Genomic DNA, 17,907 nt, shown 5'->3' on the forward strand with positions numbered 1-17,907 from the left:
GCCCACTTCGAACATACAGTCGAATCTGGAGCATAGTCAGTAGATGCACATATAAAATTTGAAGAATTACTGACAACTACCTTGACATTGAGCGCTACAAAGACGATTGGATAAACGCTGGAAAGCGGACGGCTCTGCCATTCCTCAATTTGAGGCAGGATTTTGTCTGTCACATCCGATATGAAGCCTTCAGATACTTCAAAGCCATAGATATCATCCAATGTTTCAGATATCTGTTTTGTGGTCATCCCTTTGGCATACATAGATATGATTTTCTGATCAATATCAGAAATATCCTTTTGACGTTTCTTCACAATCTGTGGCTGGAAAGAAGACTGTCGATCCTGCGGAACGTCAATCTGGAAGTTGCCATAGCTGCTATTGAGTTTCTTGGTTTTGTAGCCATTGCGGGTGTTTTCATTGCTGGATCTCTCGGATTTACTGTACCCTAGATGCTGATCCATTTCAGTTTCCATCATCGATTTGATGCTGCCGCCAAGCAAGTCCTTCAATGCCTCCTGGATGTCGTTAGCATTCTCAATATTGTACTCTTGGAAAAGCTGCTGGATAATGGATCTCTTTCCATCGGTCATTTCGACTTTGTGAATTGGTTTGTGATTTTTAGCCATGATAAAGGCCTCCTATGATTAAATTTTACCATAGAAGACCTTATTCCTTCGAGAGAATTTTATTTACAGAGATTTTTTCATAGTCTCGGTTGTGATGCCGAAAGCGTTCTAGACTGATTTTGATTACGTCAGGATTCATGATTTTGCGAAAGAAATTTGACAGTACCATTGATGATTTAGCTTTTACCTAAAAGTAAATACATTTTTTTGAGTAGAAAAATCAAACACAACTTTGATTGGTAAAGTATTGGTAGCAGCTTCAGCTGGTAATTGTACAGCAATTTTTACATTTTCAGGCTGTAGGGGATCTATGAATTCGTATAGTCCATCTAAGCGGCCATTTCTATCTCGAAGAAGCATACAGTGGTATTTGTAGCCATCACTATATACGGCATCAATACGCACAAGTTTATCCATATCTTCTTTTTCTTTTTTTAAATTTTTTAATGTAGCATTTATAACAAAATATACTTTGCCTTCATCGGCTTGATAATAACTATAGTAACCACTGGGATTTGTTGGTATAACTTTATCTGTAAATTCGGTACCTTTGATTGTAATTTCAGCGATGCCAGGTTTGCTAAATGGTGTATTTAAAGAAACAGGGTCTGATGAATCTGCTGGAGGTTTCTTCTCGGTAACATGTGTTTTAGGTTCAAAATCCGATGTTGTTGAATTATGCTTTGTCGATGAGCCAGGGCCATATAATAAAAATAAAAATGCAACAAAAATAACTATGCCTATAATATATAAAGTTTTTCTGGGAGTTCCTGTAGATGTTGTAGATGATGTAGTTGGTGTAGATGGTGAAGAGCTGCTATCGGTTGAGTTATTTGGTATATTATCCTCAAAAGTGACATTAGTAAGATCAAAGCCACATTCTGGGCAAAATTTAGATTTTTTCTCTAATACACTGTTGCACTTTGGGCAATTCAAAGTAATCACTCCTTTATCTTATCATGGTCCATTTTTAGGAATCCAACACCAGTTACAATAGATATAATCCCAGAGTATGTGGTTCCTATTCCAATATCTCCAAACATTATGGGCCCCATTATTAATCCTATACATCCCAGAATAATTAATATTATCCCAAATACTGCCATAAATATCACCTCAAGGTTATTTAAATTTTTACACTTATATCTTCGACTGGGAATTTTTTTTCCTGCTATTAATAAAAAAAGGAGGCATCAGCCTATGAATTTATTTTCCAAACTGTTCCGTTCAAGGGATAAGCCAAAGGATTACCTTTCAGTCCATTGGCCTTTTTTATTTGGAGGAACTCCAGCCGGAAGAAATGTGAATGAGCGGACTGCTATGCAGATTACTGCAGTATATGCCTGTGTAAGGATACTGGCAGAGGCAATAGCAAGCCTTCCACTTAATGTATATCAGTACCGGGCGGATGGCAGCAAAGAAAAGCTGTATAGTCACAGCCTGTATAGAATTCTGCATGATGAGCCTAATCCTGAAATGACCAGCTTCGTGTTCAGGGAAACCATGATGAGCCATCTTTTACTGTGGGGTAACGCTTATGCCCAGATTATTAGAAATGGGCGGGGCGAGGTAATTGCCTTGTATCCGCTTCTTCCAAATAAGATGGATGTAAGCAGGGACTCCACCGGGCAGTTGGTTTATACCTATACAAGATATGCTGATGAAGCGGGAGGTAAGCAGAGATTTGAGCAGGTGGTTTTGCCCCAAGATGATGTGCTTCATATCCCAGGCTTGGGTTTTGATGGTCTTATCGGATATAGCCCGATAGCCATGGCTAAGAATGCCATAGGTATAGCCATTGCTACGGAGGAGTACGGAGCCACTTTCTTTGCCAACGGTGCTACACCGGGTGGTGTACTTGAACACCCAGGGGTAGTTAAAGATCCGGATAAATTAAGGCAAAGCTGGCAGGCTCGGTTCACCGGCAGAAAGGCTCACAGTGTGGCAGTCCTTGAGGAAGGAATGACCTACAAGCAGATGGCCATACCGCCTAATGAGGCACAGTTCCTTGAAACACGAAAATTTCAAATCAATGAGATAGCTCGAATTTTCAGAGTCCCACCACACATGGTTGGAGACCTTGAGAAGTCGAGCTTTTCTAATATTGAGCAGCAGTCCTTGGATTTTGTAATTTATACCCTCAATCCATGGATTGTGAGATGGGAACAGGCTATGCAACAAGCACTTTTACTCCCAGGTGAGAAGAGTAAATTGTTCTTCCGGTTTAATGTGGATGGCCTCTTGCGTGGTGATTATCAGAGCCGGATGAACGGGTATGCTATTGATAAATGTTCTTGATTAAAACAACTGTTCAATTTGCACTTGCAATTATCCATGGTGAAATTCAGGCTGATACGAAAAAGGCAGTTGGCTCGATGGCGAAAGGCAAGGATCAGTATAATGGAACTATGAATTAAGACAACTTCGAAACTATTTCTTAATGTGAATCTCGTGGTATACTGGAGGCGATCAATGAAAAAGGAGATAATCATCATGTCACGCACGCGCCGTCATTTCACATCGAAATTCAAATCCGATCTCGTCATCGAGCTGCTCAAGGGTGAGAAAGACCTCAACACGCTGGCGGCTGAGAACGAACTCCTGCCGAACCTCTTGCGGAACTGGAAGAACGAGTTCCTCAGCAAGGCAAGCATCATATTCGATGATTCCAGAGAGGACAACATCAAGCAAAAACTCGAGACCGAGCGGAAGGAGAAAGCCTCCTATGCCTGCAAAGTTGGCCAACTCACCATGCAGGTGGATTGGTTGAAAAAAAAATCTGAGGAAATTCTTGGACCGGACTACGAGAAACAGTATTCTCCAAAACCTTTCGAGGAGTAAGTGCAAGGGGCTTTCCCTTCGGAAAGCAGCGAAGCTGCTCGGCGTCAACCGCACGAGCCAATACTACCAACCCAAAGAGAACACTCCATCAGATGAAGCGCTGGAATGCAAGCGCATCATCGATCATTTCCACACGGACAATCCTGCCTGGGGCGCAAGGCAGCTGGTCTCGCACCTGTAGCGCCTCGGGCATCAGGTCAGACGACGCAAGACAGCTCGCTACATGCGCGAGATGGGCATCGACGCCATCTATCCGAAGATGAACCTTTCCAAGCGGCAGCAACAAGCGCAGGTGATGCCCTACCTGCTGAAGCATGTGGATATTCAGCAGCCTAACCAGGCATGGTCCATCGACATCACCTACATTCCACTGGAGCACGGTTTCGTTTATCTGACAGCCATCATCGACTGGTACAGCCACTGCATTGTTGGCTGGGAGGTGGACGATACCCTGGACACCCGGATGGTCATTGCTGCCGTAAGGAAGGCTCTCCGTATAGCAAAGCCGCAGATTCTCAACTCCGACCAAGGATGCCAGTTCACCAGCAAGGAGTACAAGGCTTTCCTCAAGGAACACAACATCCGCCAGAGCATGGATGGCAAGAGCCGCTGGGCCGCTGGGCCGACAACATCAAGATTGAGCGGTGGTTCCGGACATTCAAGTATGAGGAAGCCTATCTCACGCAGTACCGCAACATCCGGGAGGCTCGCAGGGCCATCCGCAACTACATCAACGTGTATAACTTCCAGCGCTGTCACTCAGCCATCGGGAACGTCCCGCCAGCAGAGCGCTACTTCCCGGCACTGCTGCTCAATGCTGCAATGTCTGCTGCCTGATACATTTAGAAATTTATCGATTTTGGTCTTGACAAGCGTGCCACTATAGTTGCAGAGAATATGTTACTGTAAAGCTTTATAAGTATTAAAAATTCAGGAAGATGATTTTAGGGTAGTAATTTTTATTGGTTATAGTATGTAGTATAATTAGAAAAGTATGGAATTGGAGATGGAAAAGATGAATAAGCGACCAATTGGTATTTTAAAATGCTTTAGTAAAGAAGAGTATCGACAGGATTTTTTAAATGGTAATATTTATTTTAAGGCTAGTGGATATTTTAGAAAACTAGAAGATACATATCGTGGAGATAAAAATGATGGAAAAAAGCCAATAGATGTAAAATTATCTGAAATATCAATAAAAAAAGCAGGGGAAGTTGTTGTGCCAAATAGTGAATTACTTAATGTGGTATTAGGTTTTGATGGTGACGATAAAGTACCAATATTTTGTTGTTCTGCATTAAACTACAATATTTTAAATTGTAATGGCAATAGATACACTTTAAAAGAAGAATTTATAAAAGAAATGCAGCAATTTGGGAAATATTTTGCTTATGTTTCATGGAACGAATTTGCGAATAAGATGGATGCCATATCTCAGGCTAAGCGTATTGGATACGAAATAGGAGAAGTTACTTATGCTGACATTGCTAAAAAATATGCTAAAGAAAGTCTGGCTGTTAATAATCTCATAGAACAATATGAAGTTTTCTTTTATAAAGATGAATCGTATAAGTGGCAGAATGAAATACGAGTGATATTGGATTCTCCAGATGGTAGCTTAATAGGTGATAATGATTATTATGTATTAAATGTCGGGGGCTTTAGTAATGTTCGTCTATGGGATATAAATGAATTGAATAAGGTGACTTTTTATAATGGGCCCAAGAATTCAGACCAGTAATGGAAATTTTAAGAGTGCGTGATATAGTATAGGTAACGAAATAGGAGGTTGCCATCATGCCAAGAAAAAAGTACACTGCTGAATTCAAAACCAAGATGGTCTTGTCGATCTTTCAAGGCAACAAGGAATTCAATGTTATCTGCTCCGAGAACAACTTGAATCCGAACATGGTCCGGAAATGGAAGCAGGATTTCCTGCAGAATGCCCATCGCGCTTTTGGCGCAGATTCTGAACGCAAGGCTGTTCAGAGGAAGGAGGATGACCTGAAGAAAAAGAATGACCAGATGCTTAAGACCATCGGTCAGCTGACGCTGGAACGCGACTTTCTTCAGGATTGCTTTCACCGAGCTGGAGAAGCAGTCCCACAAATCCCAGAATATGATCCAAAGGGATAATGGGCTTTCCATACGTCGTCAGTGCGAGCTGCTGGGACTGAACCGGTCCGGCTTGTATTACATACCACCCATACAGGATACAGAAGCAGTCAAGCGCGACGAGTCCTTAATGGCATGTATCGACCATTGGCATACCAGATGCCCTTATCTTGGATCCCGCAAAATTGTCATCAAACTGCAGGAAGACGGCTTTACTGTATGTCTTAAGACAGTACGCCGACTCATGCTGAAAATGGGTATATATGCCATTTATCCCAAGCCCAATCTATCCAAGAGGAACTTCAAGGAGGCTATCGTGCCATATCTGCTGCGCAATTATACTGCATCATTTCCTAATCAGGTCTGGTCTATAGATATCACCTATATCCCAATGCCGCACGGTCATATGTACCTGACAGCAATTATTGACTGGTATAGCCGACGACTGATTGGATACTATCTCTCTGATACACTGGATGCAGCTTCGGTCGTCCATACAGTAAAGAAAACCGTAAAAGAGTGTGGCATTTCTGCTATCATCAATTCAGATCAAGGAAGCCAGCTTACCAGTGATGACTACAAGACATTGCTTCACAGTCTCAACATCCGGCAAAGCATGGATGGCAGAAGTCGCTGGGCTGACAACATCATGATTGAGCGATGGTTCCGCAGTCTCAAGACGGAACAGCTCGATCCTAACGAATACCATTCGCCAAGAGAGCTGCGTCAACTGATTGATACGTATGTGGATGACTACAACAACATACGGCCACACGAAGCTCTAGGCTACAAGGTTCCGAATGATTTCTATTTCGGCAGTTTCGCTGCGTAGCTTTACTTCGTTTGATGACACTCTTAAAAATTTACGAAGTGGTCTTGACAAGGGGCCCATTATAATGAAACCAGCAAAGCTTAGTCAATATAAAGAGATAGCCCTGAACTCAAACAAACCATGAGTTCAGGGCTATCTCTTTATTCGTCTATGTCCAGGCTGATGCCGGATTTAAGCTTTACGGTTACGTGGTCATCGTAGACCGTGATGCTGTCCAGTATGCGGCGAGTCAGCAGCTCGTCAAATGCCGTAAGCTCTTGTGGCTGCTCCTTGAGAAAATCACAGAGCTCCGTGATACGCTTCAGGGTATCGTCTCGTAGTACCGTGTTGCTTTCGGCCTTGGCTCGAAGCTCGCGGAGATGGAAAATTTCATCGGCTATATTGTTATACGCCTCACGATTATTGGCTCGGCGAAGGAGCTCTTGCTGTAGGGTCAAAAGCTTCTCATCAATGAGGGCAATATCAGTAGTATCAGAGCGTTTGATTACTGTAGTGATATTTTTTTGCAGGATGTCCAGGTAATTGCTTTTTTGCAGCAGCATGCGATTTAGGGCCTCGATGACTATCTGATGGAGGGTTTCTTCCTTGATGGAGCGGGCATAGCAGACGGGCGACCTGTCTTCAAGCCTGCTGGCACAGCGCCAAACAACGGTGGAGGTTTTATGCCGATACCAATGGACTCGGCAAAATACTTCCCGACAATGGCCGCAGAAGATAATATTGCTAAAACAGCTATTGCTGCTATAGCTTCGCTTGCGACCATTGGGACTGACCGCAGTGACTTGCCGTTTCGCTAATTCTTCCTGTGCCAGCATGAAGGTTTCCTTGGGAATAATAGCCTCATGGTTGCCTTCTACATAGTACTGTGGCATCAAGCCAGTATTCTTCACACGGGTCTTGGTGAGAAAATCGGTGGTATAGGTTTTTTGCAGCAGTGCATCACCAATATATTTTTCATTACTGAGAATTTTACGGATGGTACTTGTCCACCATTTCTTTTTACCAGCGCCAGTCAAAATGCCATCTGCCTCAAGACCGGAAGCTATGCGATTCATGCTAAATCCCAGTAGATATTCGCGGTAGATGCGTTTTACTACCTCAGCCTGTTTGGGCTCGATGATAAGCTTTCCATCGTCATTTTTTGTATAGCCTAGAAATTTGTTATGGTTGATTTGTATCTGGCCCTGCTGGTAGCGGTATTGCAGCCCAAGCTTGACGTTTTGGCTTAGAGATTGGCTTTCTTGCTGAGCGAGGGAGGCCATAATGGTAAGCAATACCTCGCCCTTGGCATCCATAGTATTAATCGATTCCTTCTCGAAATATACTGGAATGTTTTTATCCTTGAGTTTGCGGATATATTTTAGACAGTCGAGTGTATTTCGGGCAAAGCGGCTGATGGACTTTGTGATGACCATATCAATATTGCCGGACATACATTCCTCAATCAATCGATTGAACTCTACGCGGTGCTTGGTATTGGTGCCAGAGATGCCATCGTCAGCAAAGATGCCGGCTAGCTGCCAGTCAGGATTCTTGGCGATGTATTCGGTATAATGCTGGATTTGTGCCTCATAGCTGGAGGCCTGTTCCTCGCTATCTGTACTGACGCGGCAGTAGGCAGCAACTCGAAGTTTAGGCTTTTCTGCTTCCTTGATATTATTTCCAATCTGTCGTTTGGCTGGAATAATCATGATTCTATTTTGTTCCATTCAGTTCACCTCAACTTGAATCAGGCTGTAAAGATATTCTGCCTGCTTAAGAGGATTGATTTTCTCCTCAGCCGGTTCTGTTATATAGAATTTATTGGGAATAGGCTTAGAAACTTTAGGTTTATCCTTATTAAGTCGACCTAATTTTTCAGCTCGCTTTAAAAGTGCCATTTCAGCTGCAGTGAAGGTTTCTTCGTCAATAATAGCCGGATAAAAATCATCACCTAAATAGCAGCGATTTGTCAGCATACGTTTAGCTGAGCCATGGTAGGGGGCAAAGCCAGCTTTTTTGGCCGCTGAGGTAAGCCCCATTCCTGAAAGATAATCGGCAAAAAACTGCCGGATGATATTGGCCTTAGCGGTATCAACTACAGCTTTGCCGTTTTTTATGCTATAGCCAAACGGGTGATTTTCCACGTTGTCAGATCCTTTCTCTTAGGATTAGTCCACATTTTAATTCAAAGCCAATTTCCTGACGGCTATATACGTGAATGCGGTGTACATATTCGGTAAATAGCGCCTCATTAAAGGCGTTAAGCATTTTTGAATGCTTCGTGAAATATAGCAGACGCTTTAGTTCATTAAGTTCGGTAGCACCTTTGGTACCGTTGTTTTCTAGACTGTTCAGCTCGATAGTAAGCTCTTTTCTACGTGTCTCAAGTAGGTTGCTTTCCTGTGTGAAAACAATCTGGTCAAGATATCCTTCAGCCTTTAGGCGTAGTAAGGTCTGGCGCTTCTCTGTAATTTGCATCAGCTCAGTTTCAAGATCACGGATTTGTTTTACCGTATTGTCGCTACTGATAAGCTTCAGCTTTTCGGAAAGGGGTGCCAGGATGATTTTTCGGGAATATATCAGCTTATTGAGCATTGTGATGAAGGCAAGCTCAAGATCATCATTGCGTATAAAAAGCATAGGACAGGCAGCTTTGTCTTTTAGGTGGGTGCCACAAATCCAGGCAACATAGCTGGTGGTAGCGTATTTGTGAATCCGCCGCTTAAAGCTGCTGCCACACTCGTTGCAGATAATTTTACCAGAGAATGCATAGCGACTTTGTCCTTTATCAGAACTTTTAATAATGCCCTTTCCTTGGCAATGATTTGCTTTTAAGCTTTGGGCCTGCTTAAATTCCTCATGGCTGATGATAGCCTCATGGTGGGCTTTATATAGATATTGGTTTCGTTCCCCATGATTGCATCGTCGTTTATATCCCACAGCAGTGTAGGTTTTTTGAAAGATAACGTCACCAGTATATTTTTCATTGCTTAGAATGCCAGCAATCGTGGAGCGTTGCCATCTTGGTCCGTGGCGAGGTGTAGCGACACCGCGCTTGTTTAGATCATCTATAATGCTGATCACCTTTGTACCAGCCAGGTATTTTGTAAATATTTCTTTGACTATGGCGGCCTTATCGGGAACAATTTGTAGATTGTCGCCATTCCAGCTATAACCATAGGGAGGAGAGCATAGCTTGTAGTTGCCATTTTTAAAACGGTGCTGAATAGACCAGTTGATGTTCTGTGCGGTTGAAGCGGATTCACCTTCAGCGACTGAGCTCATTACAGATAGCATGAGCTCGCTTTCCATAGTAGCGGTATTAAGCGCTTCCTTCTCAAAATAGATTGGGATATCAAGTGACTGCAGCTTGCGGACGATTTCCAGGCAGTCCATGGTGTTTCGCGAAAGTCGGCTTAGTGATTTGGTGACGACCATATCTATTTGTCGGCTTTCACAGTCTGCCAGCAATCTTTGGAGAGCCGGTCGTTGATACATTTTTGTGCCACTGATGCCCTCATCAAAATATATGTCAGCTAATTTCCAATCTGGTCTAGAACTTATATAGTTTTCATAGTAGGCTTTTTGCGTTTCCAGGCTTTCTAGCTGCGCGTCACTGGCAGTGGATACGCGACAATATGCGGCCACACGCAGTTTTTTTCGTCTTATGCGCGGGCGTACAGACTTTATTTCAGTAATCTTTTTCAAAGAATCACTTCCTTCGGTAGTATCACATGTTAACTCTAAATCGATAGATTAGCCACTGATTTTTGGTAAAAGTTCAACTAAAAAAGGGGCAAAGGCTTGTCGATTCAGCTTAGTGACAGCGTTAAATTCCTGTAGAGAAATGAGGTTTGCATTGTACATGCTTTGCAATAGTTGCTGGGCTTTATGATAGCCGCAGTCCTGCTGCAGTGCTATGGTGGTTGCTTTTTCCTTTGGCGTACTTGGCTGCCAGTTTCCTGCAACGGTTCTGATTTCCATAATATCCTCCATCTTGATAATTCTATTTATAATCCAATGGAGAAAAATATGTGATTTTGACGAGGTCGGCCAAAATATTTTTATAGCTTCCGTAATTGCGGAGGCTATATTTTTTTTGTTTCCTTATAATTACGAGGATGAGCTTTTGAAAAAATTGAAGCTATTTCGTCAAAAGTCGAATTTCAAGACCAGTGGATATTGTAAGGAGCACACAGGATAAATGCTCCGACAGGAGGTGACGCGAATGCATAGATTACACAGACAATCTGAGATTGCTGCAGTTTTATGTGCTATCAGTCTGGTATCGGCTCGAATGGTATATAGGCTGCAAGGCAGAGGTCAAAAAGTGAAAGGAGGAGACAAGAGTGAAGGATTTAGCAGAGGCTATCATCAAGCTGCGGGATGCCGCTACATTTATCAATCAGCTGGCCGATGAGCTGGACACAGGAAAAACAGGTGATGATAGGGAAGCTCCAGTGAAACCAAAGGTGACATTGGAAGAGGTCAGAGGCGTTTTGGCAGAAAAAGCAGGTCTTGGTTTTACTGCTGAGGTGAAGGAGCTTTTAAAGAAGCATGGCGGCAAGCGATTGTCTGAAATCGCAGAGACTGACTATGCTGGACTAAAGACGGATGCGGAGGTGCTAGGAAATGGCAGCTAAAGGACATGCCTTATTATCAGCATCCTCGGCTGGCCGCTGGATGCACTGCCCGCCCTCGGTTAGATTGGGTGAGGGCTTTGCTGATAAGAATAGCAGCTATGCGGTCGAAGGTACTGAGGCACACGCTTTGTGCGAATATAAGCTACTGAAGGCCTTGAAGCGCAGAGCTGTAAATCCAACTCGTAAGCTGCAATTTTACAACGAAGAAATGGAAGTTTGCGCGGAAGGCTACCGGGATTTCGTCATGGAGCTTGTCGAGCAAGCTAAGGTGAGAGGCAGTGCTCCGGTAGTATTGGTTGAGCAGAGGGTAGATTTTTCCAGCTGGGTGAAGGAAGGCTTCGGTACAGCTGATGCACTGGTTATTACTGAAGGGATGCTCACCATTTGTGACTATAAGCATGGGCAGGGCATTATGGTGGAGGCAACGAATAATGAACAGCTGAAATGCTATGCGTTGGGGGCGCTCTATATGTTTGATGCACTCTATGACATAGATAAGGTACAGCTGGTGATCTATCAGCCTAGACGAGAAAATGTCAGTGTTTTTGAGTTGGCGGCAAAGAATTTATACGAGTGGGCTACTGAGTGCTTAGCACCGCAGGCGAAACTTGCCTTTGCTGGTGAGGGCGAGTTTTCTTGTGGAGTCTGGTGCAGGTTTTGTAAGGCAAAGCATATCTGTAGAGCTCGTGCAGAGAACAATCTTTTGCTTGCAAAGCATGATTTTCAGCTGCCGCCGACCTTGGATGATGTAGAAATAGAATTGATTCTATCAATGGTAGATGATTTATCTGTCTGGGCAAGCGACATCAAGGAATATGCACTTAGACAGGCTATTGCCGGGAAGGAATGGCAGGGCTGGAAGATCGTAGAGGGACGCTCAAATCGTCGCTATATGAATGAAGCTGCGGTAACTGAGGTTGTCAGCAAGGCTGGGTTTGAGCCATACGAAAAGAAGCTTCTGGGCATCACTGCCATGCAGAAGCTTTTGGGTAAGACTCGATTTGAAGAGTTGCTGGCAGCTTACATCGAAAAGCCACCTGGTAAACCAACATTAGTACCGAGCAGCGATAAACGCCCGGCAATGCATAATGCAAAAACTGAATTTATGGAGGAAAAAGATCATGAGTAAAAATGTAAAAGCTATGAATCCACTGAAGGTAATCACTGGCCCGGAGACTCGTTGGAGCTACGCAAACGTATGGGAGCCCAAATCCATCAATGGAGGTACGCCAAAGTACAGCGTCAGCCTTATCGTACCGAAATCGGATACGAAAACTGTAGCCAAGCTAAAGGCAGCTATCGAGGCCGCTTATAAGGAGGGTGAGGCCAAGCTCAAGGGAAATGGCCGCAGCGTGCCAGCACTTTCTGTAATAAAGACGCCACTTCGTGATGGAGACGTAGAGCGCCCGGATGATGCAGCCTATGCCAATGCCTACTTTGTTAATGCCAATGCCACTACGGCACCTGGAATTGTGGATACCGATTGCAATCCTATCCTGACCCGTTCAGAGGTTTATTCTGGAGTATATGGTCGAGCCAGCATCAGCTTCTACGCCTTCAATAGCTCTGGCAACAAAGGTATTGCCTGCGGTCTTAATAACCTGCAGAAAATCAAGGATGGCGAGCCTCTTGGTGGTCGCAGCCGTGCAGAAGATGACTTTGCAACTGACGACGATGATGATTTCTTGAGCTGATAGGAAGGATAGCGCATGGGTATGGAAATTTATGAATTTGCAAAGCAGTTTGATGTTATAGTGGTCTTCATGTTATTTTCGATGATGATTGGATATTATGTGAAAGGCTTTACTGATCGGCTTGTCGATTGCTTGTTCGATAGATGGCAAAATAGAAAATAAAGGATACGAAGCGGTGGGGGATGTCCTCCATCGCTTCGTTTGTAAAGGAGTAAATTATGAAGACATTAAGTATCGATATCGAGACTTTTTCCTCTGTGAATTTGGCAAAGTCTGGCGTATATCATTATGCAGAATCGCCTGATTTTGAAATACTGCTCTTTGGCTATTCAGTAGATGGCGGTGAAGTGAAGGTCGTAGATATGGTGGCAGGCGAGATGATACCTGTCGAGGTAGTGGGGGCATTGATGGACGATACCGTCATCAAGTGGGCATTCAATGCGTCATTCGAGAGGACGTGCCTGGCTAGATGGTTGGATGAATATATTTCCCCAGATTCCTGGCGCTGTACGATGATTTGGGCAGCTACACTTGGTCTGCCATTATCCTTGGAGGGCGTAGGAACTGTGCTAGGGTTGGAAAAGCAGAAGCTGACCGAGGGCAAGAGCCTCATTCGTTACTTTTGTGTGCCGTGTGCTGCGACCAAGGCCAATGGCGGCAGGACGAGAAATCTTCCAGAACACGATAAGGCAAAATGGGAACTGTTTAAGTCATATAATCTGCGGGATGTTGAAACAGAAATGGCCATACAGGAAAAGCTGTCGAGGTTTCCAGTTCCTGATGCAATTTGGGAGGAGTACCATCTAGATCAGGAAATCAATGATCGCGGCATTGGCATAGATATGACATTGGTAAAGCAGGCTATTGCCATGGATGAACGCTCGAAGGCTAGACTCATCGAGTTGATGCAGGAGCGGACGAACCTAGTTAATCCAAACTCGGTGCAGCAGATGAAAGCGTGGCTGGCAAATAACGGTTTGGAGACGGATAACCTTGGGAAGAAGGCTGTGGCAGAGCTTTTAAAGGAGGCGCCGGAGCCACTAGCTGAGGTGTTGGAGCTACGGCAGCAGCTTGCCAAGTCCAGCGTCAAGAAGTACACAGCCATGGGAAACGCAGTCTGCTCAGATAGCCGGGTAAAGGGAATGTTTCAGTTCTACGGTGCCAATCGGACAGGCCGCTTCAGTGGACGGCTTGTTCAGCTGCAAAACTTACCTCAAAACCACATGAGTGATTTGGCAGAGGCAAGGTCGCTGGTTCGCTCTGGCAATTATGAGGCAATGTCAATGCTATATGGTTCGATTCCGGATGCCTTGTCCGAGCTTATCCGCACATCCTTTGTGCCGCAGGACGGGCGAAAGTTTATCGTAGCTGACTTTTCTGCTATTGAGGCTCGTGTCATTGCCTGGCTTGCTGGCGAAGTCTGGCGGCTCGAGGTATTTAAAAGCGGTGGAGATATATACTGTGCCTCGGCATCACAGATGTTTAAGGTGAAGGTTGTGAAAAACGGAGAAAATGGGCATCTTCGCCAGAAAGGTAAAATATCGGAATTAGCGCTTGGGTATGGTGGCTCTGTTGGCGCATTAAAGGCAATGGGGGCGCTAGACATGGGGCTGGAGGAAGATGAGCTACAAGGTCTCGTCAATGCCTGGCGTAATGCCAATCCGCACATCGTTCGATTGTGGTGGGATGTTGATCATGCTGTAAGGGTTTGTGTGGTAGAGCACCGTCAATCTATTTTGTATGGATTGCATTTTAGCTATGAGAGTGGTTTCCTTTTCATTACGCTGCCAAGTGGTCGGCGGCTTGCTTATGTCAAGCCAAAGATGGGCGTGAACAAGTTTGGCGGAGAGTCGGTCACCTATGAAGGTGTTGGGGCAACGAAGAAATGGGAACGGTTAGAAAGCTATGGCCCGAAGTTTGTGGAGAATATTGTCCAGGGCATTGCCAGGGATATTCTCCTGTATGCCATGAAGACATTACGGAATTGCTCTATCGTAGCGCACATCCATGATGAGCTCATCATAGAAGCAGACAGACGAATGTCACTATCAGCCATATGTGAGCAGATGGGACGTACACCGCCGTGGGCAGAGGGATTGCTCCTTCGAGCTGATGGCTACGAATGTGATTTTTATAAAAAAGATTAAATTGTTTCGTCAAAATCTGAAAAACATCTCCAGTGGTTTATATAGAGAGGTGGTAGATTGCATAGGCGTTCATCTCAGAGATGGACGCTTTTTCTTGCCACAAATTATTCCGACAGAGGAGGTCGAGTCTATGTTTTATGTTAAGGAAAAGCTCGGTGAAACTACGGAGGTAGCAGTAAAAATAACTGCTGAGAATGTGTTTTGCAAGTGCCCGCGTTGCCAGGCCGAGGTGCCAGTAGACCTCATGGAGTTTATGGGGGACAAGGATTTTGGACTGTATGACTCAGCTGTTTACTGTGATAACTGTGTTGAGCTTTTGAAACGGGGGGTATGAAATGGACAGAGAGTATGTAAATGCCGAGGGCTACCCTGATCCAACTTGCTATGCGGCACTAAATAAACTGCAACGAGAAGATAAAGCTATTTTCCGGCCTTTGGTATATATCTGCAGCCCATATAGGGGGGATGAGCGAGAGAATACATTAAGGGCGCAGTACTATTGTCGGTTTGCTGTCAGTAAGGGATATATCCCCATAGCACCACATATCTACTTCACGCAGTTTCTAGCTGATCAAAAAGAGTCAGAGCGTAGTGTAGCTATTTTTATGAATTTGGTGCTTTTAGGAAAATGCCATGAGCTGTGGTGCTTTGGTGAGAAGGTATCCGATGGTATGCAAGTAGAACTGGATAAGGCCAAACATCTAAGGAAAATACTGCGGTATTTTACGGAAGATTTGGAGGAGATATCGATATGAGATTTACATTGTACCGAGCAAATTGTCGGGGTGAAGAACTAAATTCACTATATCCGACCAAGGAAGAAATCACAGATGAAGCAGCACTAGCGCATGCAGTGCAATATGATCATGTAATGGCATTATATAAAGGAAATCACCGTAGTAGTGCAAATTTCGAGCTTACGGACTGCATACCAGATGATTGTGATAATGACCACTCAGACAGTCCGGAGGAGTGGATCACTGCTGAAAAGCTGGAACGCTATTTTCAGGATGTATCCTATGCTTTGGTTTATAGTCGCAGCCACAATAAGCAAAAAGGGGACAGAGCTCCAAGACCACGCTTCCATGTATATTTCCCTATTGAGGAACTATGCAAGGCAGATAGTTATGCAAGAGAGAAACAGCGTATTCTGTCCTATTTTCCTTACTTTGACAAAAATGCGCAGGATACAGCACGGTTTCTATACGGAACGGATAATCCACAGCTTTTGTGGCATGAGGGAAGCAAAACAGTCCTTGAATTTTTAACAGAACAGGATTTTAAGCGCTGGGAGGCTGACATTGAAAAGATTCCTGAAGGGCAACGAAATGCTACAATGTCAAAATTTGCTGGGCGCATCATAAAACGCTATGGTGATACCTCTGATGCTTGCAATATCTTTATGGAACGTGCCGGGAAATGTGAGCCGCCATTGGATGACCGTGAGCTGGCACGTATCTGGCAGAGTGCCCAGAGCTTTTATCAACGGATAGCAACTGAGCCTGGGTATGTTGCACCGGAGAATTACGAAAGTGGTTTTATGATAATGCCAGCAGATAAATCCGATGTTGGGCAGGCAGTCGTGCTCGCTAGAGAATATAGCTGGTGCCTTAGATATTCTCCGTCAACGGATTTTATTGTCTATAACGGCAGCTATTGGGAGGAAAGCAAGCCTAAAGCACAGGGATTGTCTCAGGAGCTGACGGATAGACAGCTGGCTGAGGCAGAAGCAGAGATGGAAAAGGTGCGGGCAATTCTAGAAGGCCAGGGCGTTGTTGATGTGATAAGGATAAATGCTAATCGTTGCTCAAAGGCAGATAGCGAGCGATTGGCTGTGCTTACAGAGGAACAACGGGCTTTATATTTACAGTATAAAAGAGCGGAAGCCTATCGGAATTATGCCATTAAACGGCGTGAGTCCAAATATATCGGTAACGCACTGAAGGAAAGCCGCCCAATGCTTGAAATTACACAGCGAGAGCTGGACAGCAATGAATATCTGTTGAACACGCCATCTTTTACTTATGATTTGAGACAAGGGGTGGCTGGTGTGATGGAACATAGTGCAGAGCACTTTATCACGAAGCAAACACTGGTCGATGCGGATGAAGTTCGACGTGAGCTTTGGATGGATGCCCTGAATACTTTTTTCCTGACTGATACGGAGCTTATTGGATATGTTCAACGAATTGTGGGGCTGGCAGCTATTGGCAAGGTGTTCATGGAGACATTGGTTATTGCTTATGGGGAAGGACGTAACGGAAAATCTACCTTTTGGAATGTGCTGGCCAGAGTTTTAGGAAGCTATAGTGGAACGATGTCAGCGGAGACTTTAACCATTGGCTGTAGGAGAAATGTTCGGCCGGAGCTGGCTGAGGCCAAGGGAAAACGTCTACTCATAGCAGCTGAGCTGGAAGAAGGAATGCGTCTAAGTACCGCCAATGTGAAGCAACTTTGTTCAACAGATGAGATTTCAGCTGAGAAAAAGTACAAGGATCCGTTTAGCTACACACCTAGTCATACATTGGTGCTCTATACCAATCATCTTCCTAAAGTGGGGGCGATGGACCAGGGAACGTGGCGCAGACTGATTGTTATCCCTTTTGATGCCAGAATTGAAGGAAGTTCAGATATTAAGAATTATACAGATTATCTATTTGAGAACGCGGGGGGCGCAATCTTAAGCTGGATAATCGAGGGAGCGAGAAAGGTCATCGCAGAAGATTGCAAAATAACAGCGCCCCAAAGAGTGCAGAGAGCCATTAATGAATATCGAGAAATCAACAACTGGATGGAGCATTTTCTGGAGGAATGCTGTGAAGTAGGCCCGCTATTTGAGGCAAAATCTGGTGAGGTGTATGACAATTATCGAGCTTTCTGTGTTCGAACCGGTGAGTACGTCAGAAATAGTGCGGATTTTTACGGGGCGATAGAAGCTTCTGGCTTTGATCGCTATAGAAGCAGCAAAGGCAAGTATATCAAGGGGTTACAGCTGAAATCAGAATTCTTGATAAATTAAATAGT

Annotated in this window: 22 protein-coding genes and 1 pseudogene; 16 read left to right on the forward strand and 7 right to left on the reverse strand. The window is 44.3% G+C overall.

What is annotated here, in order from left to right:
- The 3 genes from EDC37_RS09135 to EDC37_RS12285 all read right to left on the reverse strand — a co-directional run.
- On the reverse strand, nucleotides 1–629 hold a 629-nt coding region (locus EDC37_RS09135), incomplete at its 3' end, for a transposase (RefSeq protein ID WP_243642181.1).
- Between the two features lie 183 nt (nucleotides 630–812).
- Nucleotides 813–1,565: a zinc ribbon domain-containing protein gene (locus EDC37_RS09140; RefSeq protein WP_132550609.1), complete on the reverse strand. Its 753-nt coding sequence runs from the start codon at nucleotides 1,563–1,565 to the stop codon at nucleotides 813–815.
- A 5-nt stretch (nucleotides 1,566–1,570) separates the two neighbouring features.
- On the reverse strand, nucleotides 1,571–1,735 hold the full coding sequence (locus tag EDC37_RS12285; RefSeq protein WP_165874491.1) for a hypothetical protein: 165 nt from the start codon (nucleotides 1,733–1,735) through the stop codon (nucleotides 1,571–1,573).
- A 94-nt stretch (nucleotides 1,736–1,829) separates the two neighbouring features.
- Here EDC37_RS12285 and EDC37_RS09145 point away from each other — a divergent pair, with 94 nt between their 5' ends.
- The 8 genes and pseudogenes from EDC37_RS09145 to EDC37_RS09165 all read left to right on the forward strand — a co-directional run bounded on the left by EDC37_RS09145 (nucleotide 1,830) and on the right by EDC37_RS09165 (nucleotide 6,417).
- Nucleotides 1,830–2,927 (forward strand): phage portal protein, encoded by a 1,098-nt coding sequence (locus EDC37_RS09145; RefSeq protein ID WP_132550610.1) that lies wholly within the window; start codon nucleotides 1,830–1,832, stop codon nucleotides 2,925–2,927.
- A 174-nt stretch (nucleotides 2,928–3,101) separates the two neighbouring features.
- Nucleotides 3,102–3,470 (forward strand): transposase, encoded by a 369-nt coding sequence (locus EDC37_RS12390; protein ID WP_196589881.1) that lies wholly within the window; start codon nucleotides 3,102–3,104, stop codon nucleotides 3,468–3,470.
- 105 nt (nucleotides 3,471–3,575) lie between these two features.
- Nucleotides 3,576–3,806, forward strand: coding sequence for a hypothetical protein (locus tag EDC37_RS12395; RefSeq protein ID WP_196589880.1), 231 nt, complete (start codon nucleotides 3,576–3,578; stop codon nucleotides 3,804–3,806).
- Nucleotides 3,766–4,008, forward strand: a pseudogene (locus tag EDC37_RS12680) (transposase); the annotation flags it as partial. The gene EDC37_RS12395 and the pseudogene EDC37_RS12680, both read left to right, overlap by 41 nt.
- A complete protein-coding gene (locus EDC37_RS12405) occupies nucleotides 4,002–4,307 on the forward strand; it encodes an integrase core domain-containing protein (protein WP_196589879.1) in 306 nt (101 codons plus the stop codon). The pseudogene EDC37_RS12680 and the gene EDC37_RS12405, both read left to right, overlap by 7 nt.
- A 178-nt stretch (nucleotides 4,308–4,485) precedes the next feature.
- Nucleotides 4,486–5,211, forward strand: coding sequence for a hypothetical protein (locus EDC37_RS09155; RefSeq protein ID WP_132550612.1), 726 nt, complete (start codon nucleotides 4,486–4,488; stop codon nucleotides 5,209–5,211).
- Nucleotides 5,212–5,267: 56 nt separating this feature from the next.
- Nucleotides 5,268–5,606, forward strand: coding sequence for a transposase (locus tag EDC37_RS09160; protein WP_132550614.1), 339 nt, complete (start codon nucleotides 5,268–5,270; stop codon nucleotides 5,604–5,606).
- The gene (locus tag EDC37_RS09165; RefSeq protein WP_132550616.1) at nucleotides 5,590–6,417 is read left to right on the forward strand and encodes an IS3 family transposase; all 828 of its coding nucleotides are present in this window, start codon (nucleotides 5,590–5,592) and stop codon (nucleotides 6,415–6,417) included. The genes EDC37_RS09160 and EDC37_RS09165 overlap by 17 nt, the downstream gene beginning before the upstream one ends.
- 140 nt (nucleotides 6,418–6,557) lie before the next feature.
- Here EDC37_RS09165 and EDC37_RS09170 read toward each other — a convergent pair whose 3' ends face one another.
- Genes EDC37_RS09170 through EDC37_RS09185 form a run of 4 tightly spaced genes read right to left on the reverse strand, consistent with a single transcriptional unit; the run spans nucleotide 6,558 to nucleotide 10,383 of the window.
- Nucleotides 6,558–8,126 (reverse strand): recombinase family protein, encoded by a 1,569-nt coding sequence (locus tag EDC37_RS09170; protein ID WP_132550618.1) that lies wholly within the window; start codon nucleotides 8,124–8,126, stop codon nucleotides 6,558–6,560.
- Nucleotides 8,127–8,543, reverse strand: coding sequence for a hypothetical protein (locus tag EDC37_RS09175; RefSeq protein WP_132550620.1), 417 nt, complete (start codon nucleotides 8,541–8,543; stop codon nucleotides 8,127–8,129).
- 4 nt (nucleotides 8,544–8,547) lie between these two features.
- Nucleotides 8,548–10,107, reverse strand: a complete 1,560-nt coding sequence (locus tag EDC37_RS09180) for a recombinase family protein (protein WP_132550622.1) — start codon at nucleotides 10,105–10,107, stop codon at nucleotides 8,548–8,550.
- A gap of 48 nt (nucleotides 10,108–10,155) precedes the next feature.
- Entirely contained in the window at nucleotides 10,156–10,383 is a 228-nt protein-coding gene (locus EDC37_RS09185) for an SHOCT domain-containing protein (RefSeq protein WP_132550624.1), read from the reverse strand.
- Between the two features lie 365 nt (nucleotides 10,384–10,748).
- On the opposite strand from EDC37_RS09185, the gene EDC37_RS09190 reads away from it, so the two are divergent.
- The 8 genes from EDC37_RS09190 (at nucleotide 10,749) to EDC37_RS09220 (ending at nucleotide 17,902) form a co-directional block, all read left to right on the forward strand.
- Nucleotides 10,749–11,042, forward strand: a complete 294-nt coding sequence (locus EDC37_RS09190) for a DNA ligase (RefSeq protein WP_132550626.1) — start codon at nucleotides 10,749–10,751, stop codon at nucleotides 11,040–11,042.
- Entirely contained in the window at nucleotides 11,032–12,171 is a 1,140-nt protein-coding gene (locus tag EDC37_RS09195) for a DUF2800 domain-containing protein (RefSeq protein ID WP_132550628.1), read from the forward strand. Before EDC37_RS09190 ends, EDC37_RS09195 begins: the two co-directional genes overlap by 11 nt.
- Nucleotides 12,164–12,736 (forward strand): DUF2815 family protein, encoded by a 573-nt coding sequence (locus EDC37_RS09200; protein ID WP_132550630.1) that lies wholly within the window; start codon nucleotides 12,164–12,166, stop codon nucleotides 12,734–12,736. Before EDC37_RS09195 ends, EDC37_RS09200 begins: the two co-directional genes overlap by 8 nt.
- A gap of 15 nt (nucleotides 12,737–12,751) precedes the next feature.
- Complete coding sequence (locus EDC37_RS12290; protein WP_165874492.1) at nucleotides 12,752–12,898, forward strand: hypothetical protein; 147 nt, start codon at nucleotides 12,752–12,754, stop codon at nucleotides 12,896–12,898.
- A 56-nt stretch (nucleotides 12,899–12,954) separates the two neighbouring features.
- Complete coding sequence (locus EDC37_RS09205; RefSeq protein WP_132550632.1) at nucleotides 12,955–14,883, forward strand: DNA polymerase; 1,929 nt, start codon at nucleotides 12,955–12,957, stop codon at nucleotides 14,881–14,883.
- Nucleotides 14,884–15,013: 130 nt separating this feature from the next.
- Entirely contained in the window at nucleotides 15,014–15,217 is a 204-nt protein-coding gene (locus EDC37_RS09210) for a hypothetical protein (protein ID WP_132550634.1), read from the forward strand.
- A gap of 1 nt (nucleotide 15,218) precedes the next feature.
- The gene (locus tag EDC37_RS09215) at nucleotides 15,219–15,638 is read left to right on the forward strand and encodes a DUF7768 domain-containing protein (RefSeq protein ID WP_132550636.1); all 420 of its coding nucleotides are present in this window, start codon (nucleotides 15,219–15,221) and stop codon (nucleotides 15,636–15,638) included.
- Complete coding sequence (locus EDC37_RS09220; RefSeq protein WP_132550638.1) at nucleotides 15,635–17,902, forward strand: phage/plasmid primase, P4 family; 2,268 nt, start codon at nucleotides 15,635–15,637, stop codon at nucleotides 17,900–17,902. The genes EDC37_RS09215 and EDC37_RS09220 overlap by 4 nt, the downstream gene beginning before the upstream one ends.
- Nucleotides 17,903–17,907: the final 5 nt, after the last annotated feature.

Origin of the sequence: Pectinatus cerevisiiphilus (assembly GCF_004341685.1) — a bacterium.
In the GTDB taxonomy this organism is placed as follows: domain Bacteria; phylum Bacillota; class Negativicutes; order Selenomonadales; family Selenomonadaceae; genus Pectinatus; species Pectinatus cerevisiiphilus.